Genomic DNA, 14185 nt, shown 5'->3' with positions numbered 1-14185 from the left:
AACTGTGCACACTCCGATGTGACAACCACCTCATCGTGACCACATCGTGATAGAGAAGAACACATGAGTCACTTTGATCACCGTCACACCAACACGCGCGTCCTCCTCCGCCAAGGAAACGCCCCACTCACCAACACCGACATCACCATCGAACACACCCAACACGCCTTCGGGTTCGGAAACATCGGCTTTGAATTTGTGGACTGGATCGCCGGCCCACCCACCGGAGCTGTGGAACGTTCCAACCACGTCCCCACCAACGACATGGACGCTCTCGCCACCAAATGGCTTGACGTGTTCAACATGGCCACATTGCCGTTCTACTGGCGCCACTTCGAGCCCGCACCCGGTCACCCAGAAACTGAACGCCTCATGGCCACGGCACGGTGGTTCACCGAGAAAGGGGTCACCGTCAAAGGCCACCCACTGCTATGGCATACACTCGCCCCACAGTGGCTGATGGACCTCGACGACGCCACCGTAGAATCCACCATCCGTGATCGCATCACCCGCGACGTCACCCAGTTCGCTGGAGTCATTGACCTGTGGGACGCCATCAACGAAGTGGTGATCCTTCCCGTGTTCACCGCCGAGGATAATGCCGTCACTCGCCTTGCCCAGAAAAAGGGGCGAGTCGAGATGGTGCGTCTTGCCTTCGACACAGCACAAGCAGCGAACCCGAATGGGCGTTTTGTTCTTAACGACTTTGACCTCAGCGAAGACTACGAGCACCTCATCGAAGACTGTCTCGCAGCCGGGATCCGCATTGACGCTATTGGGTTGCAAACACACATGCACCAAGGATTCCGTGGAGCAGAAGAGATCTGGGACCGCATGGAACGGTTCTCCCGTTTTGGGTTACCCCTCCAACTCACCGAAACCACACTGGTCTCCGGGGATCTCATGCCACCACACATCGTTGACCTCAACGACTACGTGGTCGATGACTGGCCCACCACACCAGAAGGCGAAGCCCGTCAAGCACAAAACCTCATCGACCACTACACAGCAGTGTTCTCACACCCAGCCACCGAATCATTAACGTACTGGGGCATCACCGACCATGGGGCATGGCTTGGCGCCCCTTGCGGCCTCCTGCGTAAAGACGGCACCGCAAAACCTGGGTATGACGCAATCCATGACCTCATCACCCGGCAATGGACGACCCCAACCACCACCCAGCACACGTCCACCGATGGGGGAGTGGACATCACCGGTTTCGCGGGTACCTACCGCATCACCACCCCCCACGGAACAACCGATGTGACCCTGCCTGCAGGAACACACGACCCCGTTACTGTCACCGTGGGAGAGTGACGTCGCTTCGCTGACAGGTATGCCGTAGCACGCATCGTTAGTAGTTTTTTGGCTATTCCTTCACTGCGACAACTACGTCTAGCGTGGACTCCACCCATCCGCATTCTGTGACATCAATGATGTGTGCCTGAGCCAATGCGTGACGGTCAGCCTCGTTCAGGGCCGAGATCGGACATTCACCAACAAGGGCAACAAGTGTGGCCGCTTCCATGGCACTGTCTGTGAGGTGCCGGAACCGTTCAGCCATAAGCCCCGCTAACCGTTGGGTTGGAGACGGGGGACCGATGAGGTCCCACCCATGCGGGGTCTGCACTAAGCGCGCATCATCCTGTGATCCACGCACGATCTCACGCAAGCGCATCGGGTTCCCTTCCCCTGCTGCAAGGATCTGGGCTTGTGCGCGGGGTGTGAGTTCTCCACCAACGAGATCGCGGAGGAGACAGACGGCTTCCGGCTCAGCTAACGGTGCGAGAGGGAACTCTGCCAGATCACCGCTGTCATAGAGGTCACGCACACTCTGAGGTGCGACACCAAGGTCACGAACAGTCAGTATTGTGGGCATCTGTGTTGTCGTGATGAGTTGAGTCACGACATAGAGTGAAGCGTCATCAAGCAGATCAACATTGTCCACAATCACCACAGTCTCAGAACGGTGACGAGCAAACGCGTCAACCACTGTCGCCGGTGAATGTAAGGGGACCTCAGGTATGCCCTGCACACCAGCAAATGCACCAAGTGGTACCTGGGAACCGGCGTTGGTCCCCACAATGAACGCGACACGCGAATACTGCGCGGCGAGGACTGTGTTGAGTTGTCGAATCACATATGTTTTTCCACTTCCTGCTGGACCGGTCAGGATCGCGGAATGCCTTTGTTGCACAGACTCGGCGAGGCGTCTGACTGTCCTGAGTGATGACGTTTCTTCATCCACGTATCTGCATCCTCGCCGAACGTTGCAAGGTCCTCCAGAAACAACAGACCTCGCCTGTATAGCCAGTTTCTTACTATGGCTCCGATCTGACGCACAGACGGACACCTCAACACCTGATGACGACTCACAAACAGGCGTGGGAACCATTCTGGGCACCGTGAGAATCAATGACTTCACCACCTACGCGATCACTGACATGCGCCGGTGTGAGCCATTGAACGATGGCACTATTGAGCGTGAGCTGGAACTCCAAGGTCTGGGAGAACATGATGGTCAACGGATCCAGATTGACGTGTATAAGCAGATGATTGCAGGACAAGCAGCACATGAGGTGTCCTGGTCTGGCCCAGAAGGTGTATTTGGAAGCTCAGATATTGCGTCAATCACGTGGGGACCGGAAGAGACCAACATTCTTGGTTCTTCAGAATTGGTCGACAGCTTAGGTCAGACCGAAAAAATCCTCATCGGATTTGATTTGCAGGTCCCCACTGAAACCATTCCATGCCGATAGAATCATGACCCCTCACACAAAGAAAGCCCCCGAACTTTCGTTCGGGGGGCTTTCATCACTGTGGAGCTAACGGGACTCGAACCCGTAACCCCCTGCTTGCAAAGCAGGTGCGCTACCAATTGCGCCATAGCCCCAAACACGTGGTGGACTTAGTCTACCGTGTCGGTAACCTCCGACCAAAGATCGCGCTGTCCGTTATCTGCAGCTACTTGACGCCAAATTGCGTAACCAGCTGCAGCCGCTAAGACGACTAGGATGAACTTCTTCATCACGCCCCTCCAGTGGGTAGGTCGTGGGCCTAAGAGGACTTGAACCTCTGACCTCTTCGTTATCAGCGAAGCGCTCTAACCGCCTGAGCTATAGGCCCGTGTTGCTGTGAGTCATAGTGACCCGCAACGACACTTAAAGTTACCGCATGCGCGGCAGAAACCAAAATCTCACGTTGTTGTCGTTCGTCACACCGATCTGATGTGCTCAGTCATCGGTAAGAGTGAGGTGTAAACCGCCAACAAGGCTGGCCACAACGTTATACAAGAATGCTCCGATCGTTCCGATCGCAGTCAACAACACCACGTCAACGACCGCAATAATTGTCGTGAGAGAAATCACGCGAGACAGCTCAACGTATTGCAGAATATTGACTTCCGCTTCCTCACCGAGGATGTCTTTGACCATCGCATCGATTTCTGTGAAGACGTTCAACCCGTCGAGGACGTTCCAAAACACGATTGATGCAACGACCATCATGATCCCAAATGCCAACGACAGCAGCAGGGAGAACTTCATGGCCGACCATGGGTCAATGCGGTTGACCGCCAACCGGATACGTCGGGGAGCCCCGAGGTCTGGGCGGGCCTTCACGCCTGTTCCGGTTGGGCTCATGACCGATGAGTACTGACTTGTCCCTTGCGCACTCCCCGCCGAACCCGTGGCCGTTGTAGCCGTTGCGGTGGCCGGCGACTTCTTTGCCGGGGCGGGGCTTTTGCCTGTCGATGTGGTCGCAGCCGTTGGCTTTTTCCCAGGGGTGGTTCCTGCTTTCGCCCCGGCAACTCCCGTTGCTGCGGAGCCCTTTGACGCCACCGGGATCACGGGCTCCCCAGCCTTAGGCTGAGACCCGGTTTTTGGTGCGAAACTGCGCGGCTTCCCACCCGTATCCGGTGGTGGCACAGGCGAAGACTTTGACGTGCCAGGAGATTTACTTCCTGTCGTCGCAGCAGCGCCGCCCTTAGCAGGCGCCTTGGGTTGGTTCGTAGGTTTTGTCGACTTATTGGCCGAGGAAGTCGAGTTTGTGTCTGACTTCGAGTGTGGCTGAGGGCTCATGCGTTGTTCTCTTCAGCTGTAGCGTCTGATGGTGTGTCGTGGACTGCTGCGTCCGGTAACGGAACATCGTTCTCGTCACCGTCTTCAGCGGTGTCGTCCTCATCGTTCAGGGATCGTTCAACGTTTCGGGCGACAGCAATAATGCGATCTTTTTTGTCTGGCTTGGCAAAGGTAACACCTTGTGTGTTCCTTCCGGTACGGTTAACCTCCGCAACGGCAGAACGCACAATCTTTCCCTTCTCCATGATCACAAGAACTTCATCATCTTGCTCTGTGATGAGTGCTCCGACAAGGTGACCGCGGTCTTCCACGAGCTTGGCAACCTTGACACCTTGGCCGCCTCGACCCTGCACTCGGTATTCGCTGATCGCAGTTCGTTTTGCAAACCCACCGTCAGTGACCACAAAGAGATCAGCATCATCTTTGACAACGTCTGCCGAGAGGAGTTCGTCCCCGTCGGCGAATTTCATTCCGATGACGCCAGAGGTACCCCTCCCCATCGGGCGAAGCGACGCATCGTCAGCTGTGAACCGGATGGACTGACCCAAACGGGAAATCAAAATCAGGTCATTGTCCGCATTCACGGGCATGGCCTTGACCAGTTCATCAACGCTTCCATCATCGTATTCGCGGAGCTTAATAGCGATGAGTCCGGCTGACCGGTTGGTGTCATACTCAGATAAACGGGTCTTCTTGACTAGTCCGGAACGGGTTGCCAACACAAGGTACTCGTGGTCTTCGTAATTGCGAAGCGCAAGGACCTGGGCGATGCTTTCACCTGGCTGGAACGCAAGAAGGTTCGCCACATGCTGCCCCTTGGACTCACGTGATCCTTCTGGTAGTTCATACGCCTTCGCCCGATACACCCGACCAAGGTTCGTGAAGAACAACAACCAGTGGTGAGTGGTGGTGACAAAGAAATGATCCACAATGTCATCTTCACGAAGCTGTGTTCCACGCACACCCTTACCACCACGCTTTTGCGCCCGGTAGTTGTCAGAACGGGTACGCTTCACGTAACCACCGCGGGTAATGGTGACAACCACATCTTCTTCAGCAATGAGGTCCTCCATGGACACCTCACCGCCATAAGGAAGGATTGTGGAGCGGCGCTCATCACCGTAACGGTCCACAATCTCACTGAGTTCACTTCCCACAATGTCACGCTGGCGCTGTGGACTTGCCAAAATATCGCGGTAATCCAGGATCTGACGTTCAAGATCGTCGTGTTCATCGATGATTTTTTGCCGCTCCAACGCAGCAAGCCGACGCAACTGCAGGTTCAAAATCGCTGTTGCTTGAATATCATCAATACCCAGCAATTCAATCAACCCGCCACGGGCCTCCTCCACAGTGGGGGAGCGGCGAATCAACGCAATGACCTCATCGAGATTATCCAACGCACGCAAATAACCACGCAAAATGTGGATCTTGTCCTCAGCTTCTTTGAGCAAGAACGCCGTACGCCGAGAAATCACATCAAGTTGGTGGTTCACCCAATGGTGAATGAACGCGTCAATCGACAACGTCCGTGGCACACCGTCAACCAGTGCAAGCATGTTCGCGGAGAAGTTCTCCTGCAGCTGGGTGTGCTTATACAAGTTATTCAACACAACCTTCGCCACCGCGTCACGTTTCAACACAATGACAAGGCGCTGACCGGTACGACCAGAGGTTTCGTCGCGGATATCAGCGATTCCCTGAATACGACCTTCTTTGGTGAGGTCAGCGATCTTGAGTGCGAGATTGTCAGGGTTCACCTGATACGGCAACTCGGTGACAACCAAACATTGGCGTCCCTGAATTTCTTCCACATTGACCACTGCACGCATCGTGATGGACCCGCGGCCAGTACGGTACGCATCGTCAATCCCGGAACGACCCAAAATGGTCGCCCCAGTGGGAAAGTCTGGGCCCTTAATCCGGGCGATCAGCGCCTCACGCAACTCTTCACGGCTGGCATCGGGGTTCGCCAAATACCAGGCAACACCCTCAGCCACCTCACGCAAATTATGAGGCGGGATATTCGTGGCCATTCCCACAGCAATACCCGCAGAACCGTTGACCAACAGGTTCGGGAAACGAGCGGGCAACACCGCTGGTTCCTGAGTGCGCCCATCGTAGTTGTCCTGAAAATCAACAGTGTTCTTGTCAATATCGCGCACCATTTCCATGGCGATCTGCGCCATACGCGTTTCGGTGTAACGCGGTGCAGCGGCAGGGTCATTCCCCGGTGACCCGAAGTTCCCCTGACCGGCAGCGAGCGGGTAACGCAGCGTCCAGTCCTGCACCAAACGAACAAGCGTGTCATAAATCGCTGTGTCACCGTGCGGGTGATACTTCCCCATCACGTCACCAACAACACGTGAACACTTCGAATACGCGCGATCAGGTCGGTAACCGCCGTCATACATCGCGTAAATGACACGGCGGTGCACAGGCTTTAACCCGTCACGAACCTCAGGCAAAGCACGGCCCACGATCACCGACATGGCATAGTCGAGGTACGACCGTTGCATTTCGGTTTGCAGGTCAACCTGCTCAATGTTGCCGTGGACCACGCCGCTCACATCAGCAGCGTTACCCTGGGCCATGTTCTGATCTTCAGTCACGATCTACCTCTATATGTTGTCCTGCGCTGTGCGCACGGAAGGGAAGCACGAAAACTCGGGGTGGCTAAATGTCGAGGAATCTGACATCCCGTGCATTGCGTTGGATGAAGTTACGTCGCGATTCCACGTCCTCACCCATGAGGATCGCGAACATTTCGTCTGCAGCTGCGGCATCTTCCAAAGTCACCTGCAGCAAAGTGCGGTGTTCTGGGTCCATTGTGGTGTCCCACAATTCGGAGTAGTCCATTTCACCCAGACCCTTATACCGCTGGATTCCGTTGTCTTTCGGAATACGTTTCCCCGCAGCCAAACCCTCACGGATACAGTCATCACGCTGCTTGTCAGAGAACACATAGTCGTGCTCGGCGTTCGTCCACTTAATCCGATACAACGGCGGTTGAGCAAGGAACACGTGCCCGTGCTCAATGAGGGGACGCATGTAACGGAACAACAAGGTGAGGAGCAACGTGCAAATGTGCTGGCCATCCACATCAGCGTCGGCCATGAGCACAATCTTGTGGTACCGCAGCTTAGACATGTCAAAGTCCTCACCGATCCCGGTACCAAACGCCGTGATGAGTGCTTGCACCTCAGCGTTCGACAGTGCCTTATCGAGGCGGGCACGTTCAACGTTGAGGATCTTCCCACGCAACGGCAAGATCGCTTGTATGTGGGGGTTACGTCCACGAACTGCGGACCCACCCGCAGAGTCACCCTCCACAATGTAAATTTCACACTCTTCGGGACGGTTAGATTGGCAGTCACGGAGCTTTCCGGGCATGCCCCCCGATTCCAACAGACCCTTCCGGCGGGTCGCTTCGCGCGCTTTCCGAGCTGCGAGTCGGGCCTGAGAAGCCTGGATAGCTTTGCGAATGATCTCTTTGGCTTCATTGGGGTGTGCATCAAGCCAGTCGTTCATTTTTTCATTCATGATCGACTGCACAAAGGTACGTGCTTCAGTGTTCCCCAGTTTTGTTTTTGTTTGCCCTTCGAACTGTGGTTCACCCAGCTTCACTGAAATCACGGCAGTCAATCCTTCACGGATGTCCTCTCCCGTGAGATTGTCATCCTTTTCCTTGAGGATGTTCTTTGCGCGTGCATACCGGTTAATCAGAGATGTGAGAGCCGCTCGGAACCCTTCCTCGTGGGTACCGCCCTCCGTCGTAGAAATCGTGTTCGCGTAGGTGTGCACCGACTCCGAGTACGCCGTTGTCCACTGCATCGCGATCTCCACAGAAATCTTGCGATCAGTGTCTTCCGCGTCGAAGTCGATGATCTCATCATGAATGACCTCAACTCGCTTCGCGGTGTTGAGGTGGTGCACATAGTCCAGCAACCCAGCGTCATACTTATAGGTCACAGTTTTGATGCGTTCTGAGGTGGGGGAGTTATCTCCACCAGCGACCTCATCGCCAGACACATCAGCGTGGTCTGGTCGTTTGTCCGTCAACGTGATGGACAGACCTTTATTGAGGAACGCCATCTGTTGGAATCGGGCACGCAGCGTTTCAAAATCAAAATCAACTGTTTCAAAGATGTCAGCGTCAGGCCAGAAGGTTTGAGTCGTCCCCTTCTCTTCTGTGGGCTCACCTTGACGCAACTCACCAACTGGTTTTCCACCATCAGCAAAGGACTGGTGCCAGGTGTAGCCATCGCGACGGATGACTGTCTCCACACGTGACGACAACGCGTTCACCACGGAAATACCAACACCGTGCAAACCACCGGAGACCGCGTACCCACTTCCACCAAACTTTCCGCCCGCGTGGAGGATGGTCATCACCACTTCAACAGTGGGGCGCCCCTCAGTGGGGTGGATAGCAACTGGGATTCCGCGCCCGTTGTCCGACACCTCTAGAGCCCCATCTTCCAAGATGGTCACGTTAATGGTGTCACAGTGACCGGCGAGAGCCTCGTCAACCGAGTTATCCACAACTTCGTAGACAAGGTGGTGAAGACCACGCTCACCGGTTGACCCAATGTACATCCCAGGCCGTTTCCGAACCGCTTCCAGCCCCTCAAGGACGGTAATCGCGTTCGCGTCATAGGCTCCCTGATGTTGCGCTGGGGACACAGACTGCGTCGGAGTGTTCGGATCGGTCGCGGTGGTGTTGAGTTCTGCCACGAGTGGTGGTGCTCCTAGTCATCTCTCAGGACATCAACAAGCGGCCCAACTCACTGGAGCCGCCTTGTCATGCCTCTGATTCTCTACCAGCCGTTTCCGGCGTGGATCGTCCTTGCTATTCTACCCGAAATCACGCGAATATCTGTGCTATAGCAAGATTTCCACCGCACCAATGGGGTCCAGTGTGTCCCACGGGGTCCACACGCCGCTAACGCACGTTTTAAGGCCCTACCAAATCAGCGTCGCGGCCGACCACCTTGAACCCGCAATCTCCCCTTCGACCCGGTACGCGCATCAGGAGTGACCACCCGTAACTCCTCCACCACACCCTCACCCACATCCCGAGCAATCGCAGCCAGAATATTGGCAGCAAGAAAACGCAACTGGGTGGCCCAGGCTGAGGAATGCGCCCGAACAAACAACACACCATCAACAAACTGCTCTGCAGTGGAATGCTCTGCAATCTCAGTTCCCACAATCTCAGCCCACCGTGCCACAACATTGCCCACCGCGACATCAGCTGTCCACCCACGCTCAGTCAACAACGTTCCCAACGCCTCACCCAACAATTGCGGGTCACGTCGCGTCCGAGCAGCACCGGACACCGCATCGTCTCGTTGAGCAACACTCGATGGCCGAAACCCTCGCGCACGCGCGGCAGCCTTCGCCCGATTCAACGCGGCTGTTGCTACCGCAACTGGGGGAGTGACCTCAATCTGAGAAGGTAACCCACGAATGTCATAGGTCGCCATCACGCTCACCACTCACACTCAACTGATCCTCGGCACCATCCATATCAGTGACAGCACCCAACGTGACAGACAACGTCCTGCCACGCAACTGGTCAGGAACATCCTGCGCCACCGCTGCAGTGATAATGACCTGCCGTGCTTGCGCCGCGATGTCCGCCAATTGTCGCCGGCGCCGAACATCTAGCTCAGCAAACACATCGTCAAGAATGAGAATTGGCTCAGTGTCCTCTTGAGAGTCTGTCCACCACATATCCTGCAGGTCAGCGGACGCAGGATCATTCTCATCCGGCCCCTCTGTCATGAGTCGATAAGACGCCAGCCGCATAGCCAATGCGTAAGACCAACTCTCCCCGTGGCTTGCGTACCCTTTAACCGGCAAATTATTCAACGTCTGTTCCACATCATCACGGTGCGGGCCAACGATACACACCCCACGTTCCAACTCCCGCCGTCTTGCGCGCGCCAAGACTTCCGCGTAGATGACTGAAATTTCCTCGACACTCATCACCGCTGGCATTGGTTCATCAAGGAAGGATTCCAGCGAGGGGCGGTACCTCATCTTGGCTTCCGATTGCCCAGAACTCACTGTTTCGTACCCGGACGCGAGGTGAGGGGCAAGCGCAGCGACGAGTCGCTGGCGCACACCAATGATCTGGGACCCAAGCGCCACCATTCGTTCATCCCACACAGCCAACGTAGCGTCGCTAGCATGCGAAGCGCCCCCACGCATCAGCTGTTTCAAGAGGGCAGAGCGCTGCCGCACAACCTTGTCATAGTCAGCTAAGACCGAGCGCATCCGCGGAATCATGAGCACGGTGAGGTCATCAAGGTACCGACGTCGTGCGTCCGGGTCCCCTTTAACCAAGACTAGGTCCTCCGGCGCGAACACCACCGTTTTCACAATCCCTAATACTGTCGATGCGCGCCCCGGTTGGCCTCGATTCACTCGCGCTTTGTTCGCCTTACCGTGGAGTAGTTCAAGCTCAACGACCTGTGCCCGGTCACCTCGCACAACTCGCGATCGAATGAGCGCCCGTTGCGCTCCTACGCGAATAAGTGCTGTGTCATGAGCGACACGGTGTGACGCCAGTGTCGCGAGGTAGCCAATTGCCTCAACGATGTTCGTCTTCCCTTGGCCGTTGTGACCAACCAGAACATTCACACCAGGGGCGAACTCAATATCCACGTGTTCGTAGGAGCGATAGTCCACTAAGGACAGGTGAGAAACATACACGGCAACATCCCCTCAAGCTGTGATGGGCGGTGGATGTTTCACGTGAAACATCCACCGCCCATCATGCTGATGCGGGTTCGTTAATTCGCGAAGCGAATAGGGACGAGAAGATAGCGGTAGTGCTTGGAATCTTCACCATCGAGCGACTCTTGACCGGTGAACTCGACGGGTTTGTTCGGATGCGTGAAGGACAAACGGACAAAGTCAGTTCCCAAAGCATTGAGCCCATCAAGGAGGAACTGTGGATTGAATGCAACGGAAATATCCTCACCCACCAAAGTGGATTCAAGAACCTCTGACGCTTGTGCATCGTCTCCTTGGCCAGCGTCAAGGACAACTTGCCCTTCGGAGAAGTTCAAACGGATTGGGGTATTGCGTTCAGCAACCAACGCCACACGTCGCGCAGCGTCGATGAGCGGTTGTGTTGCCACGACTGCGTGAATAGGGGTCTCGTCAGGAAAGAGCCTACGCACATGCGGGTAGTCACCATCAACCAGCAATGATGTGGTTTGACGGCCACCAGCCTCAAACCCGATAAGGTCAACGCCTTCACCAACTGACAATGCAACATTGACGTCACCCACAGGGCCAAGCGACTTTGAAACGTCGTTGAGAGTGCGTGCACGTACCAAAGCCACAGTTGACATATCAGGGGCGCTCGGACGCCACGTCATTTCCCTTAACGCAAGGCGGTAGCGGTCTGTCGCAAGAAGCGTGACCTTTTCACCCTCAATTTCAATACGTACTCCTGTGAGCAGTGGAAGTGTGTCATCACGGCTCGCTGCGACAGTCACCTGTGACACAGCGGCACTGAGTTCGCTTCCATCCACCACGCCTGTGAGTTCTGGCATTGTGGGAAGTGTGGGGTATTCCTCGACGGGCATCGTCAATAGTGAGAACCGCGATGCGCCACACACCACGGAAACTTTTGTTCCGTCCACCGTAAAGTCAACTGGTTTGTGGGGGAGTGCTTTTGCGATCTCAGCCAATAGACGTCCAGAGACAAGAATGGTCCCTGGTTCTGTCACCTCAGCGGGGATTTCCCCTCGTGCGGACACTTCGTAGTCGAACGATGCGAGCTTCACAACGCCTTCTTGTGTCGCTTCAATACGCACACCCGAGAGCACAGGAGCCGGTGGACGAGCTGGCAAAGTACGAGCAGTCCATGTGACGGCCTCTGTGAGGACATCACGTTCAACCCGGAACTTCATGCGCACTCCCTTCATGGCTCATGTTTGTGCGTCGCTCGCTCTCAGAGCAGTGAGCCTTATATCTAGTGGTCCTAGCACAGTCTAGCGGTGATCTCTTCGATACTGCACCGTTATCCCTCGTTGTGTTGGTTCCGTTGTCCACAGGCTTGTGTCGCGCAGTGCACAACCTCTTGATGAAGGTGTGGATTCACTTTTTCCCCTTGATCAAGAGTTAGTCGTAGTAATAGGAGCTGTGGATACTGTGGATAACAGCATTTTGCCGCACCACAGAGCCATTCTTTCCTGTGGGTGGAGCGGTGGATAACGTGTGGACAACTGTGGAGGGGTGTGGAAGCAAAAAAGTTATCCACCGCGTTTCCACAGATAGGTGGGGTGTTGTGCACAGGTGGCAGGAGTTTTCCACATGTTATGCACAGTTGTGTCCACAGGTGTGGATAACAAGCCCGATTCTGTGGACATAACTGTGGACGAGTGAGAATGCCAGTCACAGAAAAAGGCGCTTCCCTAGCATGATCTCGGGGAAGCGCCTTTGTTCACAGGCTGTGAATAAGACTTATACACAGCCTGTGTAAACAGGATGAGGTTAGCCGCGATGCTCCAACTTAATGCGGCTGGTGAGCTCGGTCACTTGGTTGTAAATTGATCGGCGCTCAGCCATTTGTTCCGCGATTTTACGGTTAGCGTGCATCACTGTTGTGTGGTCACGACCACCGAACTGTGCTCCGATTTTAGGTAGCGAGAGGTCCGTCAACTCTCGGCACAGGTACATCGCTATCTGCCGTGCTGTGACAAGAACCCGGGAACGCGAAGCCCCGCACAGGTCTTCGATGGTCAAACCAAAGTAGGCAGCGGTTTGTGCGATGACGGAGCTTGCCGTGATCTGTGCTCCTTCGCCATCATCGTCAGTAATAAGATCCTTCAACACGATCTCAGCGAGCTGACGATCAACTGGTTGCCGATTCAAGTTCGCAAAAGCAGTGACACGGATCAACGCGCCTTCCAACTCACGGATGTTTGATGAGATCCGAGAGGCAATGTACTCCAACACATCATCTGGAGCGTTGAGTCGTTCGCCAGCAGCCTTCTTCCGCAAAATAGCGATGCGTGTTTCCAGATCAGGAGGCTGCACATCGGTGATCAGTCCCCACTCGAAGCGGGAACGCAACCGATCTTCAAAACCAGCCAACTGTTTCGGTGGAAGGTCAGAGGTGATGACTACCTGCTTGTTCGCATTGTGCAAGGCGTTGAACGTATGGAAGAACTCCTCCATCGTTGCTTCTTTGCCTTGAAGGAACTGGATGTCATCAATGAGAAGGAAATCGACCTCCCGGTGACGGCGCTGGAATGCGCCCGCCTTTTCGTCACGGATCGAGTTGATGAAGTCATTGGTGAACTCTTCGGAGTTCACATACTTCACCTTGGCACTGGGATAGAGATTGAGCGCATAGTTACCAATAGCGTGGAGCAGGTGAGTCTTTCCCAGTCCAGAGCCGCCGTAAATAAACAAAGGGTTGTAGGCCTTTGCGGGAGCTTCGGCAACAGCAACCGCGGCAGCGTGAGCAAATCGGTTCGATGAACCAATAACAAACGTTTCAAAGATGTACTTGGGGTTGAGTCGATGCCCTTCGTCGAGCGACTTGGGGACAACTGGTTCACGGTCCACGAGTGAGCGTGGAGCATCAGGAGTCGGTGCTGAATCCTGTGTGTGAGGGCTGGTCGCAGGCGCAGACACGACACTGGAACGTTCCAGATCTGGGTTGACTGTGACAGCAATGGTGATGGGCTTACCCATTGCGCGCGAGATCGCTTCAGACAGCTCCTGGCGTCCACGTCGTTCAAAAAAATCTCGTTGCCCCTCGTTTGCGACACCGATGATCGCAGTCGCATCGAGAAATCCCATCAACTTCGTCCCACGGAGTAATGCAATGAGTCGAGGCGTGGAATCCTCGCGGTATTCCAGATCTCTGACGATCGATTCCCAGAGGAGGGTTAAGGTATCTTCTTGAGTCGTCACGACGATCCTTTATGCGCGGGTGTGAAGAACGCCCACACTGTGGTTGACACCTGTGGATAAGTGGGCAGTTGGGCGGGTTACAGTCTTCCATAGCGTGCGTCATCCACAAAGTTATCCACAGCCTGTGGGAAACGGATTCTTGTAGCCTATCCCTTGAA

At 55.1% G+C, this 14185-nt stretch carries 12 protein-coding genes and 2 tRNA genes; 3 read left to right on the top strand and 11 right to left on the bottom strand.

The features are described 5' to 3' along the window. Positions 1-63: 63 nt before the first annotated feature. On the top strand, positions 64-1317 hold the full coding sequence (locus JDEN_RS00070) for an endo-1,4-beta-xylanase (RefSeq protein ID WP_012805796.1): 1254 nt from the start codon (positions 64-66) through the stop codon (positions 1315-1317). 52 nt (positions 1318-1369) lie between these two features. Here the strand turns inward: JDEN_RS00070 and JDEN_RS00065 are convergent, their stop codons facing one another. Then, positions 1370-2248, bottom strand: a complete 879-nt coding sequence (locus tag JDEN_RS00065) for an ATP-binding protein (RefSeq protein ID WP_012805795.1) — start codon at positions 2246-2248, stop codon at positions 1370-1372. A gap of 157 nt (positions 2249-2405) precedes the next feature. Here JDEN_RS00065 and JDEN_RS00060 point away from each other — a divergent pair, with 157 nt between their 5' ends. Continuing rightward, complete coding sequence (locus JDEN_RS00060) at positions 2406-2759, top strand: hypothetical protein (RefSeq protein WP_083775069.1); 354 nt, start codon at positions 2406-2408, stop codon at positions 2757-2759. 61 nt (positions 2760-2820) lie between these two features. Here JDEN_RS00060 and JDEN_RS00055 read toward each other — a convergent pair. From JDEN_RS00055 to JDEN_RS14005, 4 genes are all read right to left on the bottom strand, one after another. After that, positions 2821-2893, bottom strand: a tRNA-Ala gene (locus JDEN_RS00055). Positions 2894-2908: 15 nt separating this feature from the next. Continuing rightward, entirely contained in the window at positions 2909-3028 is a 120-nt protein-coding gene (locus tag JDEN_RS13980) for a DLW-39 family protein (protein ID WP_012805793.1), read from the bottom strand. Between the two features lie 24 nt (positions 3029-3052). Further along, positions 3053-3126: transfer RNA gene (locus JDEN_RS00050), tRNA-Ile, on the bottom strand. 107 nt (positions 3127-3233) lie between these two features. Continuing rightward, positions 3234-3641, bottom strand: coding sequence for a DUF3566 domain-containing protein (locus tag JDEN_RS14005; protein ID WP_012805792.1), 408 nt, complete (start codon positions 3639-3641; stop codon positions 3234-3236). A 46-nt stretch (positions 3642-3687) separates the two neighbouring features. Here JDEN_RS14005 and JDEN_RS14000 point away from each other — a divergent pair, with 46 nt between their 5' ends. Next, a complete protein-coding gene (locus tag JDEN_RS14000) occupies positions 3688-3870 on the top strand; it encodes a hypothetical protein (RefSeq protein WP_012805791.1) in 183 nt (60 codons plus the stop codon). A 205-nt stretch (positions 3871-4075) separates the two neighbouring features. Here JDEN_RS14000 and gyrA read toward each other — a convergent pair whose 3' ends face one another. The 6 genes from gyrA to dnaA form a co-directional block, all read right to left on the bottom strand. Continuing rightward, on the bottom strand, positions 4076-6673 hold the full coding sequence (gene gyrA, locus JDEN_RS00035; RefSeq protein WP_041287951.1) for a DNA gyrase subunit A: 2598 nt from the start codon (positions 6671-6673) through the stop codon (positions 4076-4078). Between the two features lie 82 nt (positions 6674-6755). Continuing rightward, positions 6756-8816, bottom strand: coding sequence for a DNA topoisomerase (ATP-hydrolyzing) subunit B (gene gyrB / locus JDEN_RS00030; protein WP_012805789.1), 2061 nt, complete (start codon positions 8814-8816; stop codon positions 6756-6758). Between the two features lie 236 nt (positions 8817-9052). Continuing rightward, positions 9053-9568: a DciA family protein gene (locus JDEN_RS00025; protein ID WP_012805788.1), complete on the bottom strand. Its 516-nt coding sequence runs from the start codon at positions 9566-9568 to the stop codon at positions 9053-9055. Beyond that, positions 9555-10802: a DNA replication/repair protein RecF gene (gene recF, locus JDEN_RS00020; protein WP_012805787.1), complete on the bottom strand. Its 1248-nt coding sequence runs from the start codon at positions 10800-10802 to the stop codon at positions 9555-9557. Before recF ends, JDEN_RS00025 begins: the two co-directional genes overlap by 14 nt. 80 nt (positions 10803-10882) lie before the next feature. Next, positions 10883-12013, bottom strand: a complete 1131-nt coding sequence (gene dnaN, locus JDEN_RS00015) for a DNA polymerase III subunit beta (RefSeq protein ID WP_012805786.1) — start codon at positions 12011-12013, stop codon at positions 10883-10885. A gap of 583 nt (positions 12014-12596) precedes the next feature. Next, the gene (dnaA, locus tag JDEN_RS00010) at positions 12597-14027 is read right to left on the bottom strand and encodes a chromosomal replication initiator protein DnaA (protein ID WP_012805785.1); all 1431 of its coding nucleotides are present in this window, start codon (positions 14025-14027) and stop codon (positions 12597-12599) included. Positions 14028-14185: the final 158 nt, after the last annotated feature.

The sequence above is a fragment of the Jonesia denitrificans DSM 20603 genome, from assembly GCF_000024065.1.
Classification (GTDB): Bacteria; Actinomycetota; Actinomycetes; order Actinomycetales; family Cellulomonadaceae; genus Jonesia; species Jonesia denitrificans.
Note: the sequence above shows the minus strand (reverse complement) of the source record. Positions and strands in the feature narration are given on the sequence as shown.